The sequence below is a fragment of the Micromonospora sp. BQ11 genome (assembly GCF_052068135.1).
Taxonomy (GTDB): domain Bacteria; phylum Actinomycetota; class Actinomycetes; order Mycobacteriales; family Micromonosporaceae; genus Micromonospora.
The window spans coordinates 490,677-516,265 of record NZ_JBQHDB010000004.1 but is presented as its reverse complement, the minus strand read 5'-3'; the positions used below and the strand labels follow the sequence as shown (position 1 = coordinate 516,265).

Annotated in this window: 24 protein-coding genes and 1 pseudogene; 15 read left to right on the top strand and 10 right to left on the bottom strand. The window is 74.5% G+C overall.

Annotation, left to right across the window (positions count from 1 at the left end; all coding sequences use genetic code 11):
• The 5 genes from ACTMSW_RS12030 to ACTMSW_RS12010 form a co-directional block, all read left to right on the top strand.
• Nucleotides 1-2,118 (top strand): family 16 glycoside hydrolase (locus ACTMSW_RS12030; protein ID WP_441180620.1); only part of this gene is annotated, 2,118 nt, incomplete at its 5' end.
• Between the two features lie 215 nt (nucleotides 2,119-2,333).
• Nucleotides 2,334-3,071, top strand: a complete 738-nt coding sequence (locus ACTMSW_RS12025) for an N-acetyltransferase (protein WP_441180619.1) — start codon at nucleotides 2,334-2,336, stop codon at nucleotides 3,069-3,071.
• 209 nt (nucleotides 3,072-3,280) lie between these two features.
• Nucleotides 3,281-4,309, top strand: coding sequence for an alpha/beta fold hydrolase (locus ACTMSW_RS12020; protein WP_441180618.1), 1,029 nt, complete (start codon nucleotides 3,281-3,283; stop codon nucleotides 4,307-4,309).
• A 10-nt stretch (nucleotides 4,310-4,319) separates the two neighbouring features.
• A complete protein-coding gene (locus ACTMSW_RS12015) occupies nucleotides 4,320-6,338 on the top strand; it encodes a cation:proton antiporter domain-containing protein (RefSeq protein WP_441180617.1) in 2,019 nt (672 codons plus the stop codon).
• Between the two features lie 122 nt (nucleotides 6,339-6,460).
• Nucleotides 6,461-7,531, top strand: a complete 1,071-nt coding sequence (locus ACTMSW_RS12010) for a Gfo/Idh/MocA family oxidoreductase (protein WP_441180616.1) — start codon at nucleotides 6,461-6,463, stop codon at nucleotides 7,529-7,531.
• Here the strand turns inward: ACTMSW_RS12010 and ACTMSW_RS12005 are convergent.
• From ACTMSW_RS12005 to ACTMSW_RS11995, 3 genes and pseudogenes are all read right to left on the bottom strand, one after another.
• Complete coding sequence (locus tag ACTMSW_RS12005; RefSeq protein WP_441180615.1) at nucleotides 7,486-7,893, bottom strand: DoxX family protein; 408 nt, start codon at nucleotides 7,891-7,893, stop codon at nucleotides 7,486-7,488. The genes ACTMSW_RS12010 and ACTMSW_RS12005 overlap by 46 nt on opposite strands.
• 105 nt (nucleotides 7,894-7,998) lie before the next feature.
• Nucleotides 7,999-8,190: a DUF397 domain-containing protein gene (locus tag ACTMSW_RS12000; protein ID WP_441180614.1), complete on the bottom strand. Its 192-nt coding sequence runs from the start codon at nucleotides 8,188-8,190 to the stop codon at nucleotides 7,999-8,001.
• A 41-nt stretch (nucleotides 8,191-8,231) separates the two neighbouring features.
• Nucleotides 8,232-8,663: pseudogene (locus ACTMSW_RS11995) on the bottom strand (Scr1 family TA system antitoxin-like transcriptional regulator); the annotation flags it as partial.
• Between ACTMSW_RS11995 and ACTMSW_RS11990 the strand changes: the two are divergent.
• A complete protein-coding gene (locus tag ACTMSW_RS11990; RefSeq protein ID WP_441180613.1) occupies nucleotides 8,575-8,808 on the top strand; it encodes a hypothetical protein in 234 nt (77 codons plus the stop codon). The pseudogene ACTMSW_RS11995 and the gene ACTMSW_RS11990 sit on opposite strands and share 89 nt — an antisense overlap.
• A 109-nt stretch (nucleotides 8,809-8,917) precedes the next feature.
• Here ACTMSW_RS11990 and ACTMSW_RS11985 read toward each other — a convergent pair whose 3' ends face one another.
• The 5 genes from ACTMSW_RS11985 to ACTMSW_RS11965 all read right to left on the bottom strand — a co-directional run bounded on the left by ACTMSW_RS11985 (nucleotide 8,918) and on the right by ACTMSW_RS11965 (nucleotide 13,049).
• A complete protein-coding gene (locus ACTMSW_RS11985) occupies nucleotides 8,918-10,006 on the bottom strand; it encodes an NYN domain-containing protein (protein ID WP_441180612.1) in 1,089 nt (362 codons plus the stop codon).
• 40 nt (nucleotides 10,007-10,046) lie between these two features.
• Complete coding sequence (locus ACTMSW_RS11980; RefSeq protein ID WP_441180611.1) at nucleotides 10,047-10,655, bottom strand: CG0192-related protein; 609 nt, start codon at nucleotides 10,653-10,655, stop codon at nucleotides 10,047-10,049.
• 34 nt (nucleotides 10,656-10,689) lie between these two features.
• Nucleotides 10,690-11,940, bottom strand: a complete 1,251-nt coding sequence (locus tag ACTMSW_RS11975; RefSeq protein ID WP_441180610.1) for an MFS transporter — start codon at nucleotides 11,938-11,940, stop codon at nucleotides 10,690-10,692.
• 249 nt (nucleotides 11,941-12,189) lie between these two features.
• Nucleotides 12,190-12,663, bottom strand: coding sequence for a hypothetical protein (locus tag ACTMSW_RS11970; protein WP_441180609.1), 474 nt, complete (start codon nucleotides 12,661-12,663; stop codon nucleotides 12,190-12,192).
• Nucleotides 12,660-13,049, bottom strand: coding sequence for a DUF6069 family protein (locus ACTMSW_RS11965; RefSeq protein ID WP_441180608.1), 390 nt, complete (start codon nucleotides 13,047-13,049; stop codon nucleotides 12,660-12,662). The genes ACTMSW_RS11970 and ACTMSW_RS11965 overlap by 4 nt, the downstream gene beginning before the upstream one ends.
• Nucleotides 13,050-13,178: 129 nt before the next feature.
• Between ACTMSW_RS11965 and ACTMSW_RS11960 the strand changes: the two genes are divergently transcribed.
• The 3 genes from ACTMSW_RS11960 (at nucleotide 13,179) to ACTMSW_RS11950 (ending at nucleotide 16,248) form a co-directional block, all read left to right on the top strand.
• Nucleotides 13,179-14,333 (top strand): sensor histidine kinase, encoded by a 1,155-nt coding sequence (locus tag ACTMSW_RS11960; protein ID WP_441180607.1) that lies wholly within the window; start codon nucleotides 13,179-13,181, stop codon nucleotides 14,331-14,333.
• Nucleotides 14,330-14,983 carry a response regulator gene (locus ACTMSW_RS11955; protein WP_441180648.1) on the top strand — a complete coding sequence of 218 codons (654 nt, stop codon included), beginning with the start codon at nucleotides 14,330-14,332 and terminating at the stop codon, nucleotides 14,981-14,983. Before ACTMSW_RS11960 ends, ACTMSW_RS11955 begins: the two co-directional genes overlap by 4 nt.
• A 131-nt stretch (nucleotides 14,984-15,114) precedes the next feature.
• Nucleotides 15,115-16,248 (top strand): PQQ-dependent sugar dehydrogenase, encoded by a 1,134-nt coding sequence (locus ACTMSW_RS11950; RefSeq protein ID WP_441180606.1) that lies wholly within the window; start codon nucleotides 15,115-15,117, stop codon nucleotides 16,246-16,248.
• Between the two features lie 63 nt (nucleotides 16,249-16,311).
• Here ACTMSW_RS11950 and ACTMSW_RS11945 read toward each other — a convergent pair whose 3' ends face one another.
• Nucleotides 16,312-17,190, bottom strand: a complete 879-nt coding sequence (locus ACTMSW_RS11945) for an alpha/beta fold hydrolase (RefSeq protein WP_441180605.1) — start codon at nucleotides 17,188-17,190, stop codon at nucleotides 16,312-16,314.
• A gap of 128 nt (nucleotides 17,191-17,318) precedes the next feature.
• Between ACTMSW_RS11945 and ACTMSW_RS11940 the strand changes: the two genes are divergently transcribed.
• The 4 genes from ACTMSW_RS11940 (at nucleotide 17,319) to ACTMSW_RS11925 (ending at nucleotide 22,982) form a co-directional block, all read left to right on the top strand.
• A complete protein-coding gene (locus ACTMSW_RS11940; RefSeq protein WP_441180604.1) occupies nucleotides 17,319-20,612 on the top strand; it encodes a BTAD domain-containing putative transcriptional regulator in 3,294 nt (1,097 codons plus the stop codon).
• Between the two features lie 34 nt (nucleotides 20,613-20,646).
• The gene (locus tag ACTMSW_RS11935; RefSeq protein WP_441180603.1) at nucleotides 20,647-21,129 is read left to right on the top strand and encodes a hypothetical protein; all 483 of its coding nucleotides are present in this window, start codon (nucleotides 20,647-20,649) and stop codon (nucleotides 21,127-21,129) included.
• 76 nt (nucleotides 21,130-21,205) lie between these two features.
• Nucleotides 21,206-22,429: an MFS transporter gene (locus ACTMSW_RS11930; RefSeq protein WP_441180602.1), complete on the top strand. Its 1,224-nt coding sequence runs from the start codon at nucleotides 21,206-21,208 to the stop codon at nucleotides 22,427-22,429.
• 73 nt (nucleotides 22,430-22,502) lie between these two features.
• Nucleotides 22,503-22,982 carry a GNAT family N-acetyltransferase gene (locus ACTMSW_RS11925; protein WP_441180601.1) on the top strand — a complete coding sequence of 160 codons (480 nt, stop codon included), beginning with the start codon at nucleotides 22,503-22,505 and terminating at the stop codon, nucleotides 22,980-22,982.
• Between the two features lie 118 nt (nucleotides 22,983-23,100).
• Here the strand turns inward: ACTMSW_RS11925 and ACTMSW_RS11920 are convergent, their stop codons facing one another.
• Nucleotides 23,101-23,778, bottom strand: a complete 678-nt coding sequence (locus ACTMSW_RS11920; protein WP_441180600.1) for a M23 family metallopeptidase — start codon at nucleotides 23,776-23,778, stop codon at nucleotides 23,101-23,103.
• A gap of 180 nt (nucleotides 23,779-23,958) precedes the next feature.
• Here ACTMSW_RS11920 and ACTMSW_RS11915 point away from each other — a divergent pair, with 180 nt between their 5' ends.
• Together ACTMSW_RS11915 and ACTMSW_RS11910 are read left to right on the top strand one after the other, a co-directional pair.
• Entirely contained in the window at nucleotides 23,959-24,309 is a 351-nt protein-coding gene (locus ACTMSW_RS11915) for a YciI family protein (RefSeq protein WP_441180599.1), read from the top strand.
• A gap of 1 nt (nucleotide 24,310) precedes the next feature.
• A complete protein-coding gene (locus tag ACTMSW_RS11910) occupies nucleotides 24,311-25,579 on the top strand; it encodes an RNA polymerase sigma factor (protein WP_441180598.1) in 1,269 nt (422 codons plus the stop codon).
• Nucleotides 25,580-25,589: the final 10 nt, after the last annotated feature.

Below are 25,589 nucleotides of genomic sequence, written 5' to 3'. Positions count from 1 at the left end.
CTGTGGATGCCGCAGAACGAGATCGCCAACTCCCCCAGCGGTCTGGTGACGGTGCCCAGCGGCACCTACGCCGGGCAACTGCTCATCGGTGACGTCACCTACGGCGGTCTGCAGCGCGCGTACCTGGAGAAGGTCGACGGCGAGTACCAGGGCGCACTGTTCCGCATGACCCAGGGCCTCGAAGCCGGCATCACCGAGGTCCACGTCGGACCGGACGGCGCGATCTACGTCGGCGGGCTCGGCGCCGGCGGCAACTGGGGCCAGAGCGGCAAGCTGCAGTACGGGTTGCAGAAGCTGACCCCGAACAACACCAGCACGTTCGACATCCTCGCCATGCGCGCCACGACCACCGGCTTCGAGATGGAGTACACGCAGCCGGTGTCCACCGCGACCGCCGCCGACCTGGCCGCCCGCTACACGGTCAAGCAGTGGCGCTACGAGCCGACCGCCGGCTACGGCGGGCCGAAGATCGGTGAGGAGACGCTGACCGTCAGCGCCGCCACCCTCTCCGCCGACGGCAAGAAGGTCAACCTGACCGTCGCCGGACGCAAGGCCGGCCACGTGGTGTACGTCCGCTCCCCGCGGCCGTTCACCTCGACCACCGGCGCGTCCCTGTGGAGCACCGAGGCCTGGTACACGCTCAACGCCATCCCCGGCGGCACCCCGCCGCCGACCGACGGCACCAACCTGGCGCTGAACAAGACGGCCACCGCGGACAGCTCCTGCGCCGCCACCGAGGGCCCGGCCAAGGCCGTCAACGGCAGCGTCTCCGGCGGCAACGCCGACAAGTGGTGCTCGACGGGAACCAACAAGTACCTCCAGGTCGACCTGGGTTCCAGCCAGAGCGTCAACAAGTTCATCGTGAAGCACGCCGGGGCCGGCGGTGAGAACAGCGCCTGGAACACCAAGGACTTCACCATCGCCACCAGCACCGACGGTTCGAACTGGACCACCCGGGCGACGGTCACCGGCAACACCGCCAGCACCACCACGCACGACATCACGGCGGTCACGGCGCGCTACGTACGGTTGAACATCACCGCGCCGACCAACAACACCGACCTGGCGGCTCGGGTCTACGAGTTCGAGGTGTACGCCCCGTCCGGTGGCGGTGGCGGTGGCGGTGGCGGTGGCGGTGGCGCGGCCGGCACGATCACCGGGATCGGTGGCAAGTGCCTGGACGTCAGCAACTCGGCCACCGCCGACGGCACCAAGATCCAGCTCTGGAACTGCAACGGCACCAACGCCCAGAACTGGACCCGCGTCGGCGACACCTACCAGGCGCTCGGCAAGTGCCTGGACGTCAGCCAGGGTGGCAGCGCCAACGGCACGAAGGTGCAGCTGTGGAGCTGCAACGGCTCGGGGGCGCAGGTGTGGCAGCCGCAGTCCAACGGCTCCATCCTGAACCCGCAGTCCGGCAAGGTGCTGGACGCGGCCGGCAACTCCAGCGCCGACGGCACCCAGATCCAGATCTGGGCGTACGTCGGTGGCGCCAACCAGCACTGGGTGGTCAACGGCGGGACCGGGAGCAACCGGATCCAGCTCTTCGACGGTGACGACCTGGACGCGTGGGAGACCACCAGCGACGGTGCCGCCACCTGGCCGCTGGCGAACGGTTCGGCGGAGGTCGCCGGCGGTGACATCCGGACGAAGCAGAACTTCGGCGACTTCAACCTCCACGTCGAGTGGTGGCAGCCGACCTACCCGTCCACCGTCACCGGGCAGGCGCGCGGCAACAGCGGCGTCTACCTGCAGGACCGGTACGAGATCCAGGTCCTCGACTCGTACGGGGACACGTCGCTGGACAACAGCGAGGCCGGGGCGATCTACAGCCGGAAGGCGGCCGACAGCAACGCGGCCACCGCGCCGGAGACCTGGCAGACGTACGACATCACGTTCCGGGCGGCCCGGTTCGACGGCTCGGGCAACAAGACCGCAAACGCCCGGGTGACCGTGCGCTGGAACGGCACGCTGATCCACGACAACGTCGAGATCACCAGCCCGACCGGCGGCGGTGCCGCGGAGTCCGCGTCCAACGGTCCGATCCGCCTCCAGGACCACGGTGACCCCGGCGCCAACATCCGCTACCGCAACATCTGGATCGAACCCCTCACCTGATCCCATCCCACCAGGGCCGCCCGATCCTCCCCCTCAGAGGATCGGGCGGCCCGCCCCTTTTCCGGTGCAAGGAAGGGCCCCTTCTTAACGCCTCAGGTAGAGGAAGGGCCCCTTCTTAACGCCCTGCGGGTCCGAGCCGGCCGATGAGGCACGCCGCGCCCGAGCCCGCCGAAATGGCGGTGCGGAGCGGCCGGGCGGCTACTAACGTCCGCACGATGCATCTTGAGATCGTCACGCTGGCCGAGCGCCCCGACCTGGTGCCGCTGCTCGACGACTTCGACGGCGCCTGGCCGGAGTTCATGACCTGGGACCCGATGGCGGCGCTCTATTACGCCGTCGCCGACCGGCACTACCCGGAGCACGTGTTCCTCGCGCTCGACCCGGCCGCGCCGGCCCGGGCGGTCGCCCGCGCGTACAGCGTGCCGTTGCACTGGACGCAGGACACGCTGCCGCCGGGCGGGTGGGACCGGATCGTGCAGCGGGCGAGCATCAACCGCCTCGCCGGCACGACCCCGAACCTGGTCTCGGCGCTGGAGATCTGCGTACGGCCGGAGGCCCGTGGTGCCGGGGTGTCCGCCCGGATGCTGGCGGCGATGCGCGACAACGCCCGCCGCCTCGGCTTCACCGAACTGGTCGCGCCGGTCCGCCCGAACGGCAAGCGGGACCCGGACCAGCCGATGCGGGAGTACGCGTACCAGGTCCGCGACGACGGCCTGCCGGTCGACCCGTGGCTGCGGGTGCACGTGCGGGCCGGTGGCCGCATCGACTCGGTGGCGCCCCGGTCGATGACCATCCCCGGCACTTTGGCCGAGTGGCGGTCCTGGACCGGCCTGCCCTTCGACCGCACCGGCCCGGTGCACGTGCCGCAGGCGCTGGCCCCGGTCTGGTGCGACGTGGCACAGGACCACGCCGTCTACGTGGAACCCAACGTCTGGGTCCGCCACTCCCTCTGACCCGCCACCCCCAACCTGAGTTTCGCGATCTTGCACTTTCGGTCGCCGAGATGCGGCTTTCGCGGCTTGCGCCGGGGCAGAAACTGCAAGATCGCGGGGGCGGGGGGCGGGCGGGGCCGGGGGCAGGGGGCGGGGAGCGGGGGCGGGGAGCGGGGGTGAGGGTGGGGGGATCGGCTGCGCGGGGGCCGGTGCGGGATTAGCGTCGGGGTGTGGCTGGTGGGCGGGGTGGCAGGGCTGGACGGGGTGGACGGGCGGCGCTCCTGACCGGGGCGGTCGGGGCGGCCGGAGTGGTGGGCGCGGTCGGGGCGGCGGCGGCCTGGGTGGCCCGGACGCCGGAGCTGGACGGCACGCCCGCCGTGGACCTGACCCGGCACGGTTTCGTACGGCGGGACGTGGACACCCCCGCCGGACGCGTCGCGGTGTACGAGGCGGGCACCGGCGACCCGGTCCTGCTGCTGCACGGCGTGGGCGGCGGCGCGTCCTCGTACTACTGGCACCGCATCGGGCCCGAGCTGGCCCGCACGCAGCGGGTGCTCGCCCCCGACTGGGTCGGGTTCGGCTGCTCGGCGCACCCGGACCGGCCGCTGCTGTTCGACGACTACGTCGCCCAAGTGCGCGCGCTGACCGCCCTCACCGACCCGGCCCCCGCTGTGGTGGCCCAGTCGCTCGCGGTCGGGTTCACCATCGCCGCGATCCGGGCGGGCGCGTCGGTCCGCCGGCTCGCGATGCTCGCGCCGACCGGCGGGCGGGACTTCGGCGAGGACGCCTTCGGCCCGGTCGCCCGGCTGACGCTGAGCCCGCTGGCCCGGTCGGCACGGCTCGGTCCGGCCGCGTACCGGGTGCTGTTCCACCGGCGCTCGGCGATCGAGGGGTGGTTCCGCCGGCAGGGCTTCCGCGACCCGGCGGCGGTGCCGGCCGAGGTGGTCGACGCGGGCGTGTTCTCGGCGCGCCAGCCGAACGCCGCGTACGCCGCGCTGCCCTTCCTCTCCGGTGACCTCCGCTACGACCTCGCGCCGCTGCTGCGCGACCTACCGGTGCCCGGCCTGATGCTGTGGGGCGAGCAGGAGACGCAGGTCCGACCGTCGGTGCGGGAGCGGCTCGAGCGGGTCAACCTCGCGGTCCCGGTGGTCCGGGTCCCGGGCGCGCGCTCGAACCTCGAACTCGAACAGCCGTGGGCGACCCTCGCCGCGTTGGAGCCGTTTCTCACGGTCGGGGAGTTGGCGCCGCCCACCGGATAACATTCGCCGCGTGCAGCTGCCCACGGTCCTCGCGGCCGCCGAAGGTCCGCCCGCGTTCCTCGCCGAGATCGTCGCCCTGATGCTGGCGGCGGCGGTGATCGGCTACCTGTCCACCCGTATCCGGATCGTGCCGATCGTCGGCTTCCTGCTCGCCGGCGTGGCGATCGGCCCGCACGCGCTGGGGCTGGTGCGCAGCCAGGAGGCCGTCGACGTGGCCGCCGAGGTGGGCGTCATCCTGCTGCTGTTCACCATCGGCATCGAGTTCTCGCTGAGCCGGCTCGCGGCCATGTGGCGGCTGATCGTGATCGGCGGCGGTCTCCAGGTCGCGCTGACCGTCGGCGTCGCCACCGCCGCGCTGGCGCTGTTCGGGGTGTCCTGGCAGGTCGGCGTCTTCACCGGCTTCCTCGTGTCGCTGTCGTCGACGGCCATCGTGCTGCGGCTGCTGGCCAGCCGGGGCGAGACGCAGACCGAGACCGGGCGCACCGCGCTGGCGTACCTGATCTTCCAGGACCTGGCCATCGTGGTGATGGTGCTGCTCGTACCGATGCTGGGTGGCTCGGGCGGGTCGGCGCTGGACGTCGCGGTGGCGCTCGGCACGGCCGTCGGCATCGTCGCGGTCGTGCTGGCCGTCGCCCGCTGGGTGATGCCGCGCCTGCTGGAGGTGGTGGCGCGGGCCTGTTCGCCCGAGGTGTTCCTGCTGACGGTGATCGCGATCTGCTTCGGTACCGCGTACCTGACCAGCCTCTTCGGGGTGAGCGTGTCGCTGGGCGCGTTCCTCGCCGGCATGGTGGTGAGCGAGAGCCGCCACTCCGAGCACGCGCTGGGCGAGATCCTGCCGTTGCAGATCCTGTTCTCGGCGACCTTCTTCGTCTCCGTCGGCATGCTCCTCGACCTCGGTTTCCTGGTCGCCAACCTGCCGCTGGTCCTGGCCGCCGTCGGCGGCGTCCTGCTGGTGAAGAGCGTCGCGACGGCTGTGTCGGCGGCCGTGCTGCGGGTACGGCCGGCGGTGGTGGCCGGCCTGTCGCTGCTGATCGTGCAGGTCGGCGAGTTCTCGTTCGTGCTGGAACGGGTCGGCCGCGAGTACGGGCTCTCCCCCGCCGGTCTGGGCGAGGACGGTGTGCAGGCGTTCATCGCGGCCACCGTGCTGCTGATGGTGGCCACCCCGTGGCTGGGCACCGCCGGCCGCGGGCTGGGTGGTGCGATCGAGCGGCGCGGCCGCCGAGCGGGGGCGCCGACCGAGGACACCGCGTCGAGCGCCGCCGGCGGCGGGGCCCGCGGCCACGTCATCATCAGCGGGTACGGCGCCGCCACCCGATCCCTCGCGTCCAACCTGGCCACGGCCCGCGTACCCCTGGTGATCGTGACCCTCAACCCGGACGGCGCGGCGGAGGCCGAGGCCGACGGGCACGAGGTGCTGCGCGGCGACTCGACCCGGCAGCACATCCTGGAGCGGGCCGGGCTGGCGGAGGCCCGGATGGTGGTGATCCCCGAGGACGACCCGGAGAACGCCCAGCGGATCGCGTCCGTGGTCCGCACCGTCGCCCCCGCCGCCACGATCGTCGTCCGGCTCGACGAGCCGGCCGATCTCGACCTGCTGGCGGCGGCCGGTGCCGACCGGCTCGTGGACGCCACCCGCGCCGGCCACACCGCCCTGACCCAGGCGGTCCTCACCGGTCTCGCCGGCCCGCAGCGGGGCCCGACCCGGGTGGACGTGCACTCGATCGTCACCTGGCGGCCGGACCCGGACACGCCCTGCCCGCACATCGGGACGATCGTCCCGGTCCTGCCCAGCGCACCCGGCTGTCAGGAGTGCCTTCTGGAGGGCACCACCTGGGTGCACCTGCGGGTCTGCCTGTCCTGCGGGCACGTCGGCTGCTGCGACTCCTCGCCGCAACGGCACGCCTCCCGGCACTTCCAGGACACGGACCACCCGATCGCCGCGTCGGTGGAACCGGACGAGGAATGGGCGTGGTGCTACCTCGACGAGACCCTGCTGAACCAGGCCGAGGTCCGGTCGGCGCGGTCGTAGACGGGCCGGAGCCACCGCACCGATCGCTGACGCCTCCCCGGTACGACACGCCGTCCGTGTCACCGGGGAGGCGTCACCGATCGACGGCGTAGGTTGGAAGTGATCACGAGATGGGGGGTCGCATGGCGGAGACGGCGAAGGGGCCGCTGCGGGTGGGGCTGCTGGGGTACGGGGTGGCCGGCCGGGTCTTCCACGCCCCGCTGATCGCCGCGACGCCCGGCCTGCGGCTGCACGCGGTGGTGACGCGTGATCCGGAGCGCCGGCTTCAGGTACGGAGGGAGCACCCCGACGCGCGGCTGGTGGACGACCCGGACCTGCTGTGGCGCTCCCCCGAAGCCCTCGACCTGGTCGTGGTCGCCACCCCGAACCGGCACCACGTGTCCGCCGCCCGCGCCGCGGTGGCCGCCGGCATCCCCGTGGTCGTGGACAAGCCGCTGTCCGCCACCGCCGCCGAGGGCCGCGAGCTGGTCGCCGAGGCGAGCCGGCGGGGCGTGCCGCTGACGGTGTTCCAGAACCGCCGCTGGGACGGGGACTTCCTCACCGCCCGTCGGCTGGTCGACGAGGGAGCGCTGGGCAGCGTCGCCCGCTTCGAGTCCCGTTTCGAGCGGTGGCGGCCGGCGATCAAGTCCGGCTGGCGCGAGAACGCCGCACCGGACGAGGCCGGCGGCGTCCTCTACGACCTCGGCGCGCATCTGATCGACCAGGCGGTGCAGCTCTTCGGGCCGGTGTCGTCCGTCTACGCCGAGGTGGACCGCCGTCGGGCGGAAGCCCGGGTCGACGACGACGCGTTCGTGGCACTGACCCATACCGGCGGGGTCCGCTCGCATCTCTGGATGAGCGCGGTCGCCGCACAGCTCGGGCCGCGCCTGCGGATCCTCGGTGACCGGGCCGCGTACACCTCGTGGGGTCTGGACCCGCAGGAGGCCGCGCTGCGCGACGGTGGCCGACCGGGCACGCCGGGTTGGGGCGAGGTCGGGCCCGAGCGGTACGGGCGGCTCGGCTCCGACGACGACCTTCGGCCGGTGCGCACGCAGCCGGGGCGCTACCAGAGCTTCTACGCGCAGGTGGCGGCGGCGCTGCGGGACGAGGGTCCGCTCCCGGTCGACCCGCGTGACGCGGTGGACACGGTCGCGCTGATCGAGCTGGCTCACCGCTCCGCCGCCGAGGGCGCGGTCCTCCCCGTACCGTCGTGATCGAGGTGAACGAGGGCGGCGGTGCCGACGGCGAGGGCCAGGAGGGCCAGCGCGCTCCACGGTGAGGTCCGCAGGACAGCCAGGTTGGTGATCACCGCGCCGGTGAGCAGCAGTACGAGGCCCAGCGCGGCGTACCGGGCGAGGCGGGGCACCAGCAGCCCGACCGCCCCGGCGATCTCCAGGGCGCCCACGACGTACCGGAACCACTGCCCGGCGCCGATGTCGTCGAACATGTCCACCATGGCCGGTTCGCCGCCGAGCTTGGCGGCCCCCGCCGCGAGCATCACCAGGGCCAGCGCCACCTGCGGGATCCAGCGCAGGTGGCGCAGGCGGGAACGGGTCCGGTCGGTCTCGGCGGTCATGGCGGGCTCCTTCGACGGCGGTGGTCCTCCACCGGTACGTCGAAGCGGCGACCCGACACCGGACACGTCGCGCGGCGCCTGACCACCTCCGCGTGTCGGCGATGGTCAGGCGCGCCCGGCGACCCCGATGACGAAAGCGCGCCACGAGGCCACGGTGAACATCAGGGCCGGGCCGGCGGGGTCCTTGGAGTCCCGTACGCCGACCACGCCGGACAGGTTGTCCGCGACCTCGACACATGCGCCGCCGTTGCCGCTGCTGCGGCTGCTCTTGCGCCATCTCGCGCCGTTGGGGTCCACAGGGCCTCCAACTGCTCCCGCATGGCCGCCTGGCCGCCGACCGGCCGGCGGAGGACCGCCTCGTCGACGACAGCGGTGAACTGCGGTGGATCGTCCCGGCGGAGAATGCCCTGCCGAGCGAGCCGAGCGGCGACGTGCCGCTCGACGTCGGCGTGCGGGAGGAGGCCCGCGCCGACGAGCACCGCGCGGGCGTACGCCTCGGTCTGGAGCAGTCCGGGTAGGACGGCCGACTCGAACCACCGGAGCGACACCGCCTCGCGCTCGATCTCCTGCCAGGGACGGAACCATATGGGTTCACGACGTCTCGACGTGTCCGGCCAGATGTCCGCCACGTCCCGCCCGAGGAGGAGTCCATGCCGAACCCGTTCAGGCCGGGAGAGGGCGGTGAGCGCGGCGTTCAGGGCGGGAGACCTGATCCTCCTGACCCGCGCGGCGAGTCCCCAGTTCGTCCGGCCACTCACGGTCCGGGTCATCCGCGAGATCGCCGACCGGCATCCCTACGAGGGGTGGGCCTGGATCGACGGGTACGAGCTGAGCGCAAGGGGCGAGGCGGTACGCCGCCGCGAGCTGTACATCCTCCGTGCGGGCGTTCGCCGCCCCCTGGTCCGCGCGGTGTAGATCCACTCGATGTCACTGATGTCGGGCTGAAAACCTCCCTCGGTCACCCCGATGTCAATGACGTCGAGTCGATCATGCCCGGGAACCCGGGAACCCCGGGAACCGGCGGTCAGGACGTCGGGGCGGTGAGCAGGTAGTCGTCGGCGTCGGCGCTCCAGTGCAGGTCGACCACGCGGGCGGTGGCGGCGGCCTTGCAGAACTGGAGGAAGCTCCGGTAGCCGAGCTTCTTCTCGCTGAAGTCCGGCCGAGCCCGGCGCAGCTGGTTCTTCAGCCCGGACAGGGCGACCTCGCCGTTGCGGCCGGAGAGGTCCTGCACCACCGAACGCAGCAGGGCGAAGGCCACCTCGCGGTCGCCGTGCTCGGGCAGGGAGACCTCCGGGTCACCCTTGGCCGGGCCCTCGGCCAGCTCGATCACGGTCTGCGTGGCGAGGTGCCGCAGGAGTTCACCGAAGGTGCGGAAGCCGTAGTTGGACTCACTGAACGTCGGGTCCTTGCGCAGCAGGGTGCGCTTCAGCCGGGAGGCGGTCACCTCACCGCCGGAGCTGCCCTGGAGACCGGCCACCGTCTGGGCCACCAGGACCGCCAGCGTCTCGACGTCCCGGGCCGGCTCCTCGACCACGGGCTGCGGCTCCGGCTCGACCTGCTCCACGGGCTCGACCTGCTGCGGTTCCGGGCGAACCGTGCGTGCCGGGCGACCGCGCCGGCCCCGCGCGGGCGGAAGGTCGACACCCTCCAGTCGGTCGTAGTAGAGGAACTCGTCGCAGGCCGGCGGCAGCAGCGCCGAGGTGGAGTTCTCCACGCCGACGCCGATCACCTGCTTGTTCAGCTCCCGCAGCTTGTGCACCAGCGGGGTGAAGTCGCTGTCACCGGTGCAGATCACGAACGTCGAGATGTAGTCCCGCTCGAAGGCCAGCTCGATCGCGTCGACGGCCATCTTGATGTCGGCGGCGTTCTTCCGCGACGCGCCCATGCGCTGCGGTATCTCGATCAGCTCGACGTGGGACCGGGTCAACATCCGGCGGTCCTCGTCGAAGTACGACCAGTCGGCGTACGCGCGCCGCACCACCACCCGCCCCCGCTCGGCGAGGGCGTCGGCGATCGGCCGGAAGTCGAAGGCCACGCCGCCGAGGTGGTCCCGCGCCCCCAGGGCGAGGTTCTCGTAGTCGAGGAACAGGGCGATCCGGTCTTCTTGATCCACGGAAGCAGCGTACGCCCCGCGGGATGTCACGCGGACGAGGTCAGCGGCGCGGCCAGGCGTACGCCAGCGGCAGCGGGGTCGGCTGGCCGGGCCAGGTGCCGGTGAGCGCCCGCCCGGTCAGCGCGGCGTCCTCCGCGGGCCGGCGCAGGACGGCCAGGTCGGCGGCGTCGGTGGCGATCCGCTCGCCCCCGTCGTCCGGCGCGCCGGCTCCGGCGGTGCCGTCGACGGCGACCGTCATGTTCGGCGGGCGGACCTCGCGCCGGCCGTCGACGGAGAAGAACTCCTCGGCCTGTCCGGTGCCGGCGAGGATGGCATCGGCCAGCGTGGCGGCGTAGACCGGGTCCCCGCACCCGTCGTAGACCCAGCGCTCGCCGAGCACCGAGTGGTGGGTGGTGCCGACCAGGCGGTCGTCGGCCCCGGGCAGGGGCGCACCCCGGTACGTGAGGGGCACCTGGTGGACGGGCCCGTCCCCGACGCGCACGAGCATCGTCTCGATGCCGACCTCGCCGGCCGGGTCGTCGAAGCGGTACGCCGCGACGCGCTCCACCTCGGTGCCGGTCCCGCCCCGGAACCAGGGCTGCTCGGGTAGCCAGGTCGCGAGCAGCTCCAGCTTGGTGGGCCGGATCTCCGCCCGGTGCAGCAACGCCATGCCGCCGATCCTACGGATCCGCCCGTCCCGACGATCAGCGTGCGTCGGGCTGCCGGACGCCGGAGTCCGGGTCCCGCGGCCCGAACGCACGACCGACGGCCAGGGTGGCCAGCAGCGCCACCGCCCCGGACGCCGCCGTGACGACCGGGATCAGGTCCAGGTGTCCCAGCCGGTAGCACAGCGAGCCGAGCGCCGACCCACCGAGGATGCCGACCTGGAACGTGATGCTGTGCAGCGCGTTGCCGGTCTCGGCGTGGGCGTCGTCGACCCGCCGCAGGACGGCCAGCGCGGTGAGCACCGCGAGCACCGAGAACGACGCCCCGGACAGGGCGAGCAGCGCCGCTCCGAGCATCGGCGCGTCGGCGACACCGCTGGCCCACAGTGCCGCCGGCACGACCATGAACACGGCGGTCGCCGCCCGCGTACTGGTGACCGGCCGGGCGTCGGCGAGCCGGCCGCCGATCGCGCTGCCCGCCACCGCGGCGACGCCGAAGACGAAGAGCACCACGGAGAAGGCCGGGCCGCGTACGCCGAGGTGCTCGTCGGCGTACGGCGCCAGGTAGGTGAAGAGCGCGAAGTGCCCGCCGACCGCCAGCAGGGTCACCGCGAAGACCACCCCGACACCCGGGAAGCGCAGCGTGGGCACCAGCCGACCGCCGGCCGCCGGGTCCTCGCCCGCGCCGGGCAGCGACGGCAGCGTACGCACCAGCACGACCGCCAGCACCGACGCGAGTACGACGACGGCCACGTTCGCGGCGCGCCAGCCCAGCGCCTGACCGGTCAGCGTCGCCAGTGGTGTCCCCACGACCAGGGCGCTGGCGCCGCCCACCGCGATGCGCCCACTCGCCCGTCCCCGGTGCTCCGGCGCCGCCAGACGGGCCGCGACGGGCATCGCCACGGCGAAGAAGAGCCCGTGCGCGACCGCCGCCACCGCGCGCCCGGCCATCAGGAACCCGACCGTCGGTGCGGCGGCGACGAGGACGTGTCCCGCGGCGAACACGCCGGCCCCGGTGACCAGGACCCGCCGTCGGGGCCAGCGCGCGAGCAGCCGGGTCACCGGTACGGCCGTCAGCGCGGCGATCGCCGCGTACACGGTCACCGACAGCCCGACGACGCCCGGTGAGGTGTCCAGCCCGGTGGCCATGTCCCCGAGCAGCCCGACCGGCAGCGTCTCACCGGTGACGAAGGCGAAGGCGAGCGCGGCCAGCACCAGCGACGGCAGGAAACCGCTCCCCCGGCCCGTCTGGTCCGGCGGCGCGGCGACCGCGACGTCGTGCGTACTCATCCGCTCCTCTTCCCCGGCGGCGACGGCCCGCCGGTGACGGGGTCACTGACCTGCGGATACCCGGCCGAGGCCGGTCCGGGGACGGAGCGGGCGGCGCGTGGCGATGCTGTCGCCGTCAGGCTCTCACGGCCCGGACGCGCCCTGCCCGGGCCCCGGCACGACGTGACGCACGTCGTGCCGGAGCCGCGCCGCAACCGGTCGAGCGCCGTCGCCACGCCCCCGTGTGCGCGTGACGGCACCACCGGGCGCTCAGGCGACGGGACCGTGCCCGGTCGCGCCGACGATCGCGACGATCGTCAGGGTGCGCCTGCGCCGGCGGGTCATCATGGCGAAGCAGGCGGTGAGGACCACCAATTCCAGGGCGTACCAGGTGCCGGTCACGTCGACCCGGACCGCCCCGCGCGGCCAGGCGGGCAGGCGCACCACCAGGTGGTTGCCGTCGCGGCTCAACTCGCCCCGGTGACGTCCGGGCGACCACCGCGCCGGCCCGCCCGGTCCTGGCAGTCGTGATCCGCGCGGATCCAGCAGCACCACCCGTCCGTGCTCGCCGTCGGCGGCGACGCCGATGCGGTGCCGGTCGGTGGGCGTGACGGTCCACGTCGCGTCGCCGGTGTGGATCTCGCCGCACCGCCACGTCCAGCCGGTGCGCAGCCGGGCCGGGGCACCCCCGTGCCCGTCGAGGAGGAAGGCACCGTCGTGCCGTCGTACGGTAAGCATCGTCATCGCCCCGGCCCCCGGCGTGGCAGGCCGAGGATGAGCACTGCCCCGACGCTGACGTGCAGCAGCGTGAGGCCGAGCTTCGCCGCCGCGCCGATCCCGGTGGCCGGTCCGGCCAGCAGGGAGAGCAGCAGGACCACGACGGCCACCGCCGTCCACACACCCCTGGCCCGAGCCGTCCGGCGTTCCAGTACGGCGAGCAGGGCCCATCCGGCGGCAGCCGCGACGATGGCGGCGGTCACGGTCGCCGCCACGGTGACGTGCCGCGTCGAGTCGCCCGCACGGGCGGCCAGGTCGATGTCGGCCACCTCGGTCAGTACGGCGAACACCGCCGCGGCGAGGACGGTCGCCCCGACCGTGACGGCGGAGCGGCGCAGGAGAAGGTTCGTCATGGGCACAGCCTGGGTGGTCGCCGGCGCGCCGCGAATCGGCCGTGGTGTCGCCGGGCGTACGCCCCGGGGCCGGGCAACCCCTACCAAAGGAGGTGTTCCCCGTCGGCCGGCCGCCAGTACGTTGCTCGTGTGGAGACCGTCGCGGGGTGTGTCGGCCGGCCGTGGAAGCGGACCGCCGTCGCGGCGGCCGTGTCGACGTCGGCCGTCGGCGTCCTGGTCGCCACCTCCCTGTGGGCGGCGACGCGCTCCGGGCCGGCCACGACGCTCCCGCTCGACGTGACCCTGGCGGTCGTCGGGGTGGCGCTCGTGCCGGTGGTCGTGCGCCGTCCGGAGGTCGGCGGGGTGCTCGCCGGCCTGCTGGTGGGGCTGTCCCCGGTGGTCACGCCGGTGGCGAGCTTCGCGGTGCTGTGGACCGCTCGGCACCGGCCCTTCCGGCCGGCCCTGGCGGTGACGATCGCCGGCCTGACCGGCGAGGCGGTGCTGGGCCGGTGGCGGCCGGTGGCCGGCCTGCCGTACGGCTGGTGGTTCCTGCTCATCGCCGCCGCGTTCGCGGCGCTGCTCGGCTGGGGCACCTGGGCGCGGGCGCGGCACGCCCTGGTGGCGGCCCTGCGGGACCGGGCCCGACGAGCGGAACGCGAGCAGGAGCGCCGCGTCGCCGAGGCGCGGGCGGGCGAGCGGAACCGGATCGCGCGGGAGATGCACGACGTGCTGGCGCATCGGCTGTCCCTGCTGGCGGCGGCGGCCGGCGCCATGGAGTACCGGCCGGACGCGTCACCGGAGCGCCTGAGCGCCGCAGCCGGGGTCGTCCGGGCCAGCGCCCAGCAGGCCCTCGCCGAGTTGCGCGAGGTGGTGACGCTGCTGCGGAGCGACGACGCCGACAGCGACCCGCCGGCCAACCAGACCCTCGCCGACCTTCCCCACCTGCTCGCGGAGGCGCGGGCCGCCGGCCAGCGCATCGAGACGGACGACCGGCTCGCCGCACCGGACGCGATCCCGGCCACGCTGAGCCGCACCGCGTACCACATCGTGCGGGAGGCGCTCACCAACGCCCGCCGGCACGCCACCGGACAACCGGTACTGCTCACCCTCGCCGGAGCGCCCGGCGGGCACCTGACCGTCTCCGTCCGCAACCCCACCTCCGGGCGCGCCACGATGGCCGGGGACCCCGGTACCGGGCTGATCGGTCTCGCCGAGCGGGCCGCCGTGGCGGGTGGATCCGTCACCCACCACGTCGACGACTCCGGCTGTTTCCACCTGACCGGGCGGCTGCCGTGGCCGACCTGACCGGCATCGTCCGGGTCGTGATCGTCGACGACGATCCTCTGGTCCGCAACGTGCTGACCACCATGCTCGACGGCGACGACGGCATCACCGTGGTGGGTGAGGCGGCCGACGGCGCGCAGGCGCTGACCGCGGTGGACCGGCACGCGCCGGACGTGGTGCTGATGGACATCCGGATGCCGGGCGTCAACGGCATCACCGCCACCGAACGGCTGCGCCGCCGCCCCCGGCCACCGGAGATCATCGTGCTCACCACCTTCGACACCGACGACCACGTCGTACGCGCCCTGCGGGCCGGCGCCAGCGGGTTCCTCCTCAAGGACACTCCGCCGCAGCGGATCAGCCAGGCGGTCCGCGCCGTCGCCGGCGGGCACCCGATGCTCTCGCCGGGTGTCACCCGACGCCTGATGCGGCAGGTCGCCGACGACGCGGAGGTGTACGAGCGGGCGCGGGCGGCGCTGGACGTGCTCACCCCGCGCGAGCGCGAGGTCGTCGTGGCCGTCGCGCGAGGCCGGTCCAACGCCGAGATCGCCACCGACCTGATGATGGGGCTGTCCACCGTCAAGGCGCACGTCTCGCACATCCTCACCAAGCTGGATCTCAGCAACCGCACGCAGCTCGCCCTGCTCGCTCACGACGCCCGGCTGGTGTAGGGCAGCCGTTGCGACCCGGCGTCCGCCGATCTACGGTCGGGCTTTCCCCGCTCTTTCGGTCTCCTGTGATCGCCTGGTGTCCACGGGCACCGTGACCGGAAGGGTGTCCCCACGGCCCATCGAGGAGCGGCATGGCACGAGTCACGGGCGGCACACGGCGGCGTCGGGCGTACGTCGCGCTGATCGCGGTCGCCGCCACCGCCGGCTGCGGTGGCGGCGACGGAGGCGGAGAGCCCACCGCGCGGCCGTCGCAGGCCGTGGCCACGAGCGCCGCCGCCAGCGCCCCGACCGGTACGCCCGACCTCGGCGCCGCCGAGGAGATCGCGCAGGGCCTCGACGTGCCGTGGGGCCTGGCGTTCCTGCCCGGCGGCGACGCCCTGGTCGCCGAACGGGACACCGGTCGGGTGCTGCGGGTGACCCCGGGCGGCGGCGCGGCCCGGCAGGTGTACGAGGTGCCGGGGGTGGCGGCGCAGGGCGAGGGCGGCCTGCTGGGCCTCGCGGTCTCGCCGACTTTCGCGCAGGACAACCTGGTCTACGCCTACTTCACGGCGGAGCGCGACAACCGGATCGTCCGGTTCCGCCTCGACGGCGGGGACCCCGAGGTGATCTTCGACGGCATCGCCAAGGCGGGCATCCACAACGGCGGACGCATCGCGTTCGGTCCGGACGGCCTGCTGTACGTGGGCACCGGCGACGCCGGTGACACGCAGCTGTCGCAGCAGCCGGCGAGCCCGAACGGCAAGATCCTGCGCCTGACCCCGGACGGGGAGCCGGCGCCCGGCAACCCGCGCGCGGGCTCGCCGGTCTACAGCCTCGGCCACCGCAACGTGCAGGGCCTGGCCTGGGACTCGGCGGGGCGGCTGTTCGCCACCGAGTTCGGCCAGAACGAGGTCGACGAGGTGAACCGCATCGAGCCGGGGCGCAACTACGGCTGGCCCGGGGTCGAGGGAGAGGGCGACACCGACGGCGGGCGGTACACGAACCCGCTGGTCGTCTGGAAGACCCGCGACGCCTCGCCGTCGGGCATGGCCATCGCCGGTGACACGGTGTACGTGGCGGCCCTGCGCGGCGAGCGGCTGTGGACGATCCCGCTGGACGGCGACCGCCTCGGTGAGCCGTCGGCGCAGCTCACCGACCGGTACGGCCGGCTGCGGACGGTGCAGGTGGCGCCGGACGGGGCGCTGTGGGTGACCACCTCCAACACCGACGGCCGCGGGGACGTCCGCGACGGGGACGACCGGGTGCTGCGCTTCCCGGCCCGCTAGGCTTCCCGCCGTCCGGCGCCGGTGGCTCCGGGTGGGATCTCCCGCCCGGAGCCACCCGACCGCTCACCGGGCCAGGAGGTCCCGCAGCGCCTTGACGACCTCGGTGGGCGCCTCCTCGGCCATGAAGTGACCGCAGGAGACGGTGGTGTGCCGCAGGTCCGGCGCCCAGGAGCGCCAGAGGCCGGCGGCGTCGAAGCCGAGGGCGGCACCCCAGTCCTGCTGGAGGACGGACACCGGCATGCGCAGCTGGTTGCCGGCGTCCCGGTCGGCGCGGTCGTGCGCCACGTCGATGCCGGCGGACGCGCGGTAGTCCGCGACGATGGACGGGACCGCGTTCCGGGACGCCGCCAGGTACGCCGCCCGCACGTCGGCGGGGATGGCGTCCGGATCCCGGGTCCAGAGGTCGAGGAAGTAGCCGAAGAAGGCGTCGGGGCTGGCCCCGATGAGCTGCTCGGGCAGGCCGGCCGGTTGGGCCATCAGGTAGAGGTGGAAGGCGACCGCGGCGGAGGTTCCGTGCAGGACGCCCCACATGTCCAGGGTGGGAAGGACGTCGAGCGAGGCGAGGTGGGTGATCGTGCCGGGGTGGTCCAGGCCGGCGCGGATGGCGACCAGGGCACCCCGGTCGTGGCCCGCGAGGGCGAAACGCTCGTGACCCAGGGCACGGGCGAGCGCCACCACGTCGGCGGCCATGGTTCGCTTGGCGTACGCGGTGCCGTCGGGGTCGGCGGGCTTGTCGCTGTCGCCGTAGCCGCGCAGGTCCGGGACGATCACGGTGTGGTCGGCGGCGAGGTCGGCGGCGACGTGCCGCCACATGAGGTGGGTCTGCGGGAAGCCGTGCAGCAGCACCACGGGGCTGCCGGAGCCGGCGACGGCCGCGTTCAGCGTGACGCCGTCGGCGACGGTGACGCGGTGGTAGGCGAATCCGTTGATCGTGGGGTTCACGGGGAACCTTCCTGCTCGTCGTGGGTGTTGAGGTCGAGCCTGCCCGGGGGCGATGAGCAGCGGATGAGTACCGGATGAGTGCCACCTCGCGGGCGTGTGCGCGGTTCGCCGCTGCCTAGAGTGGTGCCATGACCTGGCGGGCGGGGGCACCGGTGACCTTCGGTGTGCTGGGTCCGGTGGAGGCGGTCGGCGACCGCGGTCCCGTACCCCTCGGCGGCCCGCGTCACCGCGCGGTGCTGGCCCGCCTGGTGGTCGCCCGGGGGCGGGTCGTGCCCGTCGACCGGCTCGTCGACGATCTCTGGGAGACGCCGTCGGAGGGCGCGGTGGCGGCGATCCGCACCTTCGTGGCGGACCTGCGCCGGGCGCTGGAGCCGGAGCGTCGGCCGCGCCGGCCGGCCCGGCTGCTGGTCACCGCCCCGCCCGGTTACGTGCTGCGCGCCGAGCCCGAGGCGGTCGACGCGTGGCGGTTCGAGGCGGCGGTCGCCGACGCCGGTCGCCTGCTGGCGGAGGGTCACGCGGCGGCGGCGCTGTCCGGCCTGACCGACGCCCTGGCGTTGTGGCGGGGCCCGGCGTACGCGGAGTTCGTCGACGCGGGCTGGGCGCGGGCCGAGATCAACCGGCTGGACGAGCTGCGGGCCATTGCCACCGAACGCCGGGGCGAGGCGCTCCTGGCGCTGGGCCGGGCCGCCGAGGCGAGCGTGGAACTGGAGTCGCACGCCGCCGCCCATCCGCTGCGGGAGGACGCCTGGCGGTTGTGGGCCGAGTCGCTGTACCGGTCGGGCCGGCAGGGCGACGCCCTGGCCGCCCTGCGCCGTCTGCGCGACACGGTCGTGACGGAACTCGGCCTGGACCCCGGTCCCCGGCTGCGCCGGCTGGAGACCGACATCCTCGCCCAGGCGGCGTACCTGCATCCGCCCACCGACACGGCGACCGGGGCGCCGGTGACCGAGTCCGGCCGCCCGACACCGCCCGGCACCGCCGGGATGCCGCCGGAGGAACCGCGTCCGCTGGTGGGCCGGGACGAGGAGCAGTACCGGCTCCGGGCGGCGGCCGAGCGGGCCGCCCGCGAGCGGCGGCCCGTGGTCGCCCTGGTGTCCGGAGGCGCGGGAGCCGGCAAGACGGCCCTCGCGGAGGCGCTCACCCGCCGACTGGCCGCCGACGGGTGGACCACGGCGTGGGGGCGCAGCCCGGAGTACGAGGGCGCCCCGGTGGACCCGCCGTGGTCGCAGGTCGTCGGGGCGTTGGCCCCGGATGCCTCCCCGGTGGAGAGCCCGGCCCCGGGCGGGGACCCGGCGGTGGTCCGGTTTCACCGGCACCGTGCCGCCGCCGCGCTGCTCACGTCGGTGGCCGCCCGGGGGCCCGTGCTGCTGGTCCTCGACGACCTGCACCGGGCCGACGAGGACACGCTCGACCTGCTGACCGCCCTGGTCGCGGAGTCCCGGCCGGTCACCGGTCCGGTGCTCGTCGTCGGCCTGTACCGCGCCACCGACATCACCGGCGCGCTGACCGCCGCGCTGGCCCGCCTCGCCCGGGTGGAACCCGCGCGGATCTACGTCGAGGGGCTGGACGAACCCGCGACCGCCGCGCTCGCCCGCTCCGTCACGGGCGGGGACCTGGACCCGCCGACCGTACGGTCGCTGCACCGCCGCAGCGGCGGCAACCCGTTCTTCGTCCGGGAGCTGGCCCGGCTGCTCGCCGCCGAGGGACCATCGGCGCTGGAGACCGTGCCGGCGGGCGTGCGGGACGTCATCCGGCACCGCCTGGCGTACCTTCCCGTCGGGGTGCGGCGGGTGCTGGAGGCGGCGGCCGTGCTCGGGCGGCACGTCGACACGGAGGCGCTCGCCGTCATGGTCGACGACGACGCGATCGTGCTCGACGCGCTGGACGCCGCGGTGCACGCCGGATTCCTCACCGAGCGGGGCACGGAGGGTCGGCTGCGGTTCGCGCACGTCCTGGTCCGGGACACGCTGTACGGCGATCTGTCGGCGCCGCGCCGGACCCACTGGCACGCCGCCGCCGGTGACGCCCTGGAACGGCTGCGCCCCGACGACGTCGGGGCGCTCGCGCACCACTTCACCCGCGCCGGAACGCGCGCCACCGCACCGCGCGCCGTCCGCTACGCCACCGCCGCCGCCGAACAGGCCGAACGCCGGTCCCAGCCGCACCTCGCCGGCCGCCTGTGGCAGGAGGCGGTCGCCGCCCACCGTCGGATCGAGGACGATCCCCGGGGACAGCTGCGGGCGCTCATGGGACTGGGCCGGGCCCTGGCCGTCACCGGGCACCTGGACCAGGCGCGCCGCCACCGCGCCGAGGCGCTCACCACCGCCGAGCTGCTGGGCGATCCCCACCTGGTCGCCGAGGTCCTGACCGCCTTCGAGGTCCCCGCCGTCTGGACCCGCAACGACGACGAGCATCTCTCCCGCCGGATCGCGCACGCCGCCGAGCGGGCGCTCATCGCCCTCGGCGACGGCGAGGACGCCGGGCGCAGCCGCCTGTCGAGCACCCTCGCCCTGGAGCTGCGCGGCGGCACGACCGACCGGGGACACCGGGCGGCCGTCGAGGCCGAGGCCCTCGCCCGGCGGCTGGACGACCCGCCGCTGCTGGCGTTCGCCCTCAACGCCCGCTTCATGCACACCTTCGCGCGCACCGGCCTGGCGCCGGAGCGGGCCCGCATCGGCGCGGAACTGGTCGATCTCGCCGGCCGGCAGGGCCTGGTGACCTTCGAGGTGCTCGGGCACCTCGTCCTCGTCCAGGCGCACAGCGCCCTCGCCGACCTGGCCACGGCCGACGCCCACGCCGCCGCCGCCGACCGCCTCGCCGCCCGGTACGACCTGCCGCTGGTCGCGGTGTTCACCCACTGGTACGACGGCCTGCGCCGGGCGATCCGGGGGGACACGGCCGCGGCCGAGGTCGCGTACCGGGCCGCCCACGCGCGCCTGCCCGCCACCGCGATGCCCGGGCTGGAGGACGGTCTGCTGCCGCTCGCCCTGCTGTCCCTGCGGCTGGGCGGTCCGGGGCCGCTGGTCCCCGACCCCGACGGGCACGGCCGGTCCTGGGGCCCGTACGAACCCTGGGTCCGGCCGCTGCTCCTGCTCGCCGAGGACCGTCGCCCGGAGGCCGCCGCCGCGCTGCGCGCCCTTCCGGCGTCACCGCACGACCTGCTCCGCGAGGCGCGCCTCTGCCTCGCCGCCCGCGCCGCGCTCGCCCTGGACGACCGCACGACCATGCGGTACGCGTACGCCGAGCTGCTGCCCGCCGCGGGCGAGGTGGCCGGGGCGGGGAGCGGGATCCTCACCCTCGGGCCCGTCGCCGGTCACCTCGCCGACCTCGCCACCGCCCTGGGCCTGGACCGCGACGCCGCCGTCCACCGCGGCCAGGCCGCCGACCTGGCGGCGCGGGCGGCGGGCCGTCCGGCGGCGTGACCGCCGGAGCGAGGTGTCAATGTAACGTTGACACATGACGCCGGATCTGGCCCGGTTGGCCGAGGTGGCCGCCGCCCGCGCGCGCCTGGACGACCAGGAGCTGGAACTCATCGACCGGGCCCGCCACGCCGGAGCGACATGGGCGCAGGTCGCCGCCGCACTGGGCCTGGGCAGCCGGCAGGCCGCCGAGCAGCGCCGCCAGCGCCTGGTGGGTGCGCGGCGGTCGCAGCGGCGCAGCCTCGACCAGGCGTACCCGTCGCGGGTAGCGGCCCTGCGGGGCGCGGTCGCCGAGCTGGCACGGTGGATCGACGCCGACCGGCGGTGGGACGGACGGTTCCGGCGGGCGCCGCTGGTGCGCGCGACCGTGGCGAACGCCCTCGACGCCGACCCGGGCTCCCTGCACGCGCTGGCCTCGCACGTCGCCGCCGACCTGGCCGGCACGGATCCCGAACTCCTGCCGGGGCCGGTGCGGTCGGTGGGTGCGACGCTGGCGACGCTGCTGTCAACGGATCATTGACGCAGCTCCGCAGTCTTGCCCCACAATCGCTCAAGAATCAGGCTGTGAGTCGTCCCGGCTCATGCTTGGAGGGCTCATGCGGCGCAACGCCGGCCTGTTCGTCGCGATCTCCCTGCTGTCCGGCTTCGGCAGCAGCGCCATGTCACTGGTGGCGGGGATCTGGATCCTCGACCTCACCGGCTCGACCAGCCTCGCGGCCCTGGCCGGACTGTGCGTGTACGCCCCGGTCCTCGCCGGCCCCTGGCTGGGCGGCCTGCTCGACCGGGTCCCCCGGCGACCGATGGTCGTCGGGGTCAACCTGGCGTTGGCCACCGTCCTGCTGAGCCTGCTGACCGTCCGGGGGCCGGACCGGACCTGGCTCATCTTCGTCGTGTCGTGCGCGTACGGCCTCAGCTACGTGCTGATCGACGCGGGCGAGACGGCGCTGCTGCCGTCCGCGCTGTCACCGGTGCAGCTCGGTCACGTCAACGGCTGGCGCTCCAGCGCCCAGGAGGGCATGAAGCTGGTGGCTCCCGCGGCCGGCGCGGGCCTGTACGCGTGGCACGGCGGCCACGCGGTCGTCGTCCTCAGCGCGACGATGCCGGTCCTCGTCACCGCCCTGTACGCGGCCGTCCGACTCGTACGGACGCCTCCTCACCTGCCGGCGGACCGGCCGGGCGGTCTGCGCGCCGGCCTCACCGTCCTGCTCGGGCAGCCGGCGCTGCGCGTCGCCGTCGCCCTCGCCGCCGTGTCGATCGCCATGTCGGGCTTCACGACGGCGGCCACCTACGCGACGGTCACCATCGACCTGGCCCTGCCGGCGACGTTCCTCGGCGTCGTCCTCAGCGCGCAGGGCGCCGGATCCGTCGTCGGGGGGCTCGTCGTCGGCCGGCTCCTCAGCCGGTGGGGTCCGGTCGTCGTGGGTGTCGCCGGCACGGCGCTGTTCGGGCTCGGCTGCCTCGTCCGCTGCCTGCCCTGGTGGCCCGCCACGGTCGCCGCGTCGGTGCTGGCCGGCGTCGGCCTGCCCTGGACGCTTGTCGCCGCGGTGACCGCCGTCCAGCGGCACACGCCGCGGGCGATGCTCGGTCGGGTCGCGGCGACCGCCAACACCGCGATGTTCGGGCCGATCGTCCTGGCGATACCCCTCGGCTCCGCCGCCGTCCACCTCGGGGCCCGCCCGACGCTGGTCCTCGCCGCGACCCTCTGCCTGGCGGCCGCCGCCGCCGTGTCCCGCCGACGACGGACGCACGACGCCGACCCCGCCCCGACCACGGCGCCGCCGACCCTCGACGCGCACCGGACGGCCGCGCGGCAGGGGTGACCGCCCGCGACCCACGGTGTCGTGCGCCCGAACGGGGTTGCCGGGGGCAACCGCCGGTGCGAGCATCGCTGCCGTGACCCACGTGAGCACCCGCCCCTTGGAGCAGTCCGAGTTCGACATCTGGCAGCAGGCCATCGCGCGGCAGTTCGCCGACGCCCAGGTGGCCGCCGGGCTCTGGACGGAAGAGGAGGCGCTCGATCGTGCCGTGGAGGCGAATCGGACCCTGCTGCCCGACGGACTCGACACCCGTCACATGATCCTGCTCCGGGGTGTCCTGGCCGACGGGACGCCGATCGGCCGCCTGTGGATCGGGCTCACCCACCCGCGCGGCGTCGCCGGCTGCGCCTACCTCTACGACATCGAGGTGGACCCCGGGTTCCGCGGCAGGGGCCTCGGACGGGCGCTGCTGGCCGCCGCCGAGGCGACGGCCCGGGATCACGGGGCGACGCACCTGGAACTGAACGTGTTCGGGGACAATCCCACCGCCATCGGTCTCTACTCCACAGCGGGCTTTGAGGTGGTCACCCAGCAGATGCGCAAGCGCCTGTCCTAGGGGCTCCCTGGCGGGCCCGGGACCTGCGGCGGGTTCCGGGACATGATCGACTCGATGTCACTGACGTCGGGGTGTCCGGGTGAGGTCTTCAGCCCGACGTCGATGACATCGAGTCGATCTACGGGGCGCAGTTGTTGCTCGTCCGCCGCACCGTGTACTCCCGGTCGTCCGTGGTGATGCCGGAGGGTGACCCGTCGAAGTAGGTCTCGACCTTGTCCCAGCCCCGGCGCTGCTCGTAGTGCAGGTGCGGTGCCCCGGAGTTGCCGGTGCTGCCGACCCGACCGATCTGCTCACCCTGGGCGACCCGCTGGCCCTCTCGGACCAGCGGGGGTTCGAGCAGGTGGAGGTACTGTGTCTCCCACTTTCCCCCGTGGTCGATCTTCACCCAGTACCCGCCGCCCCGACCCCGGGGGCCGTTCGGGTTCTCCGGGGTGCGACCGCCCAGGGAGCCGTTGATTCCCGCCACGGTGACCGTGCCGGCGTAGGAGGCGAGCACCGGCCGACCCCACGCCTCACCCTCGGTGGGGAAGAGATCGACGTCGTAGTCGTCGTGGCCGGGATAGGTGCCGAGCTGCCACGTCTCGCCACACGCGACCGGCATCTGGAAGAGCGGGCGCGGCCCCGGCGGGCGCAGCAGCGGCACGACGACCACGGCGAGGGCGACCAGGGCCGCGACCGCGCCGAGCGCGAGCACGGCACGGACGATCCGGGTACGGGTACGGGGAGGTGTAGGGGCGGGGTTGCGGCGGCTGATGCGGTGTCGGGGTGGGTGGCCGAGCGTCACCTTCCCCAGCATGGCAGACGCGCGCACGGTCCGGCCCCGGGGACGGCCGGCCGGCCTCCTCGGCCGTACCGCCGGGGGACGATTTCCGGGGCCAGGGGAAAATTTCTCCGGGGACGTGTCCATCCGGTCGGGTCCCGTCCGTGGTGGTGGTGTGCGGCGACGGTGCCGCGCGGGGACACCGAGGAGTGCGACATGAAGTACATGCTGTTGATCAACGCGGGCGCGGTCGGAGCGGACGGCGGGGCCGCCGAGTGCACCGTCGCGGACTGGATGGCGTACGACAAGGAGGTCCACGAGGCGGGGATCTTCGTCTCCGGGGAGTCGCTGGCGGACCTGGTCACCGCCACGACGGTCCGGACCGGTCCGGACGGCCGGCGGCTGGTCACCGACGGGCCCTTCGCCGAGAGCCGGGAGGTCCTCGGCGGGTTCTACGTCATCGACGTGCCGGACCTGGACGCGGCACTGGACTGGGCGGCCCGCTGCCCCGGCTCGCGTGGGAGCGGGTCGGTCGTGGTGCGGCCGGTCGCCGAGTTCGGAGGCTGAGGTGGGCGACGCCGGTGCGGCGCGCGGGGCTCCGCTGGCGGCGGTGGAGGCGGTGTTCCGGGAGGAGCACGGCCGGCTGCTGGCGGCCCTCGTCCGTCGCTTCGGCGACCTCGACCTCGCCGAGGAGGTGACCTCCGACGCGATCGAGGCGGCGGTGGCCCGCTGGCCGGTCGACGGCGTTCCGCCGAAGCCGGGGGCGTGGCTGATGACCACGGCCCGGCGCCGGGCGGTCGACCGGCTGCGGCGGGACCGGGCCTACGCGGCGCGCCTCGCGCTGTTGCAGGTGGAGGCCGACCGGACCGAGGCCGGCCCACCCGGGGACGTCGAGGGCGACCTGCCGGACGAGCGCCTCCGGATGTTCTTCACCTGCGCCCACCCGGCCCTTCCCGCCGAGGACCGGGGGGCGCTGACCCTGCGGTGCCTCGCCGGCCTGACCACGCCCGAGGTGGCGCGGGCCTTCCTGGTCCCGGTCGAGACCATGGCCAAGCGGATCACCCGGGCGAAGAAGAAGATCCGTGAGGCCCGCATCCCGTTCCGGGTGCCGACCGCGAGCGAGGTGCCCGAGCGCCTGCCCGGCGTGCTCCAGGTCGTCTACTCCGTCTTCACCGAGGGTTACGCGGCCAGCTCGGGCCCGCACGTCCAGCGGCTGGACCTGGCCGAGGAGGCGATCCGGCTGGCCCGGATCCTGCGCCGCCTGCTGCCCGACGAGCGGGAGGTCGCCGGCCTGCTCGGGCTGATGCTGCTGATCCACGCCCGGCGGGACTCCCGTACCGGTCCGGACGGCGCGGTGGTCCCGATGGAGGACCAGGACCGGAGCCGGTGGGACCGCCCGATGATCGACGAGGGCCGCCGGCTGGTCGAGGTCGCGCTGACCGGCGGGCCGGCCGGTCCGTACGGGGTGCAGGCCGCGATCGCCGCGCTGCACGCCGAGGCGCCGGACCTGGCCAGCACGGACTGGCCGCAGATCGTGGCGCTGTACGAGGTGGTGCTCGCGCTGACCCCGTCCCCGGTGGTCGCGCTGAACCGGGCGGTGGCGGTGGCCATGCGGGACGGCCCGGCGGCCGGGTTGGCGCTGCTCGACGAGTTGGCCGGTGAGCCGCAGCTGCGCGGATACCACCCGTACCCGGCCGCCCGGGCGGAGCTGCTGCACCGGCTCGGGCGGCTCGGTGAGGCCGCGGCGGCGTACCGGGAGGCGCTCGACCTGGCTGGCACCGCGCCCGAACGCGACCGCCTGCGGCACAAGCTGGACACGATCGGGCGGCCCGGCTGAGGCGTCCGGC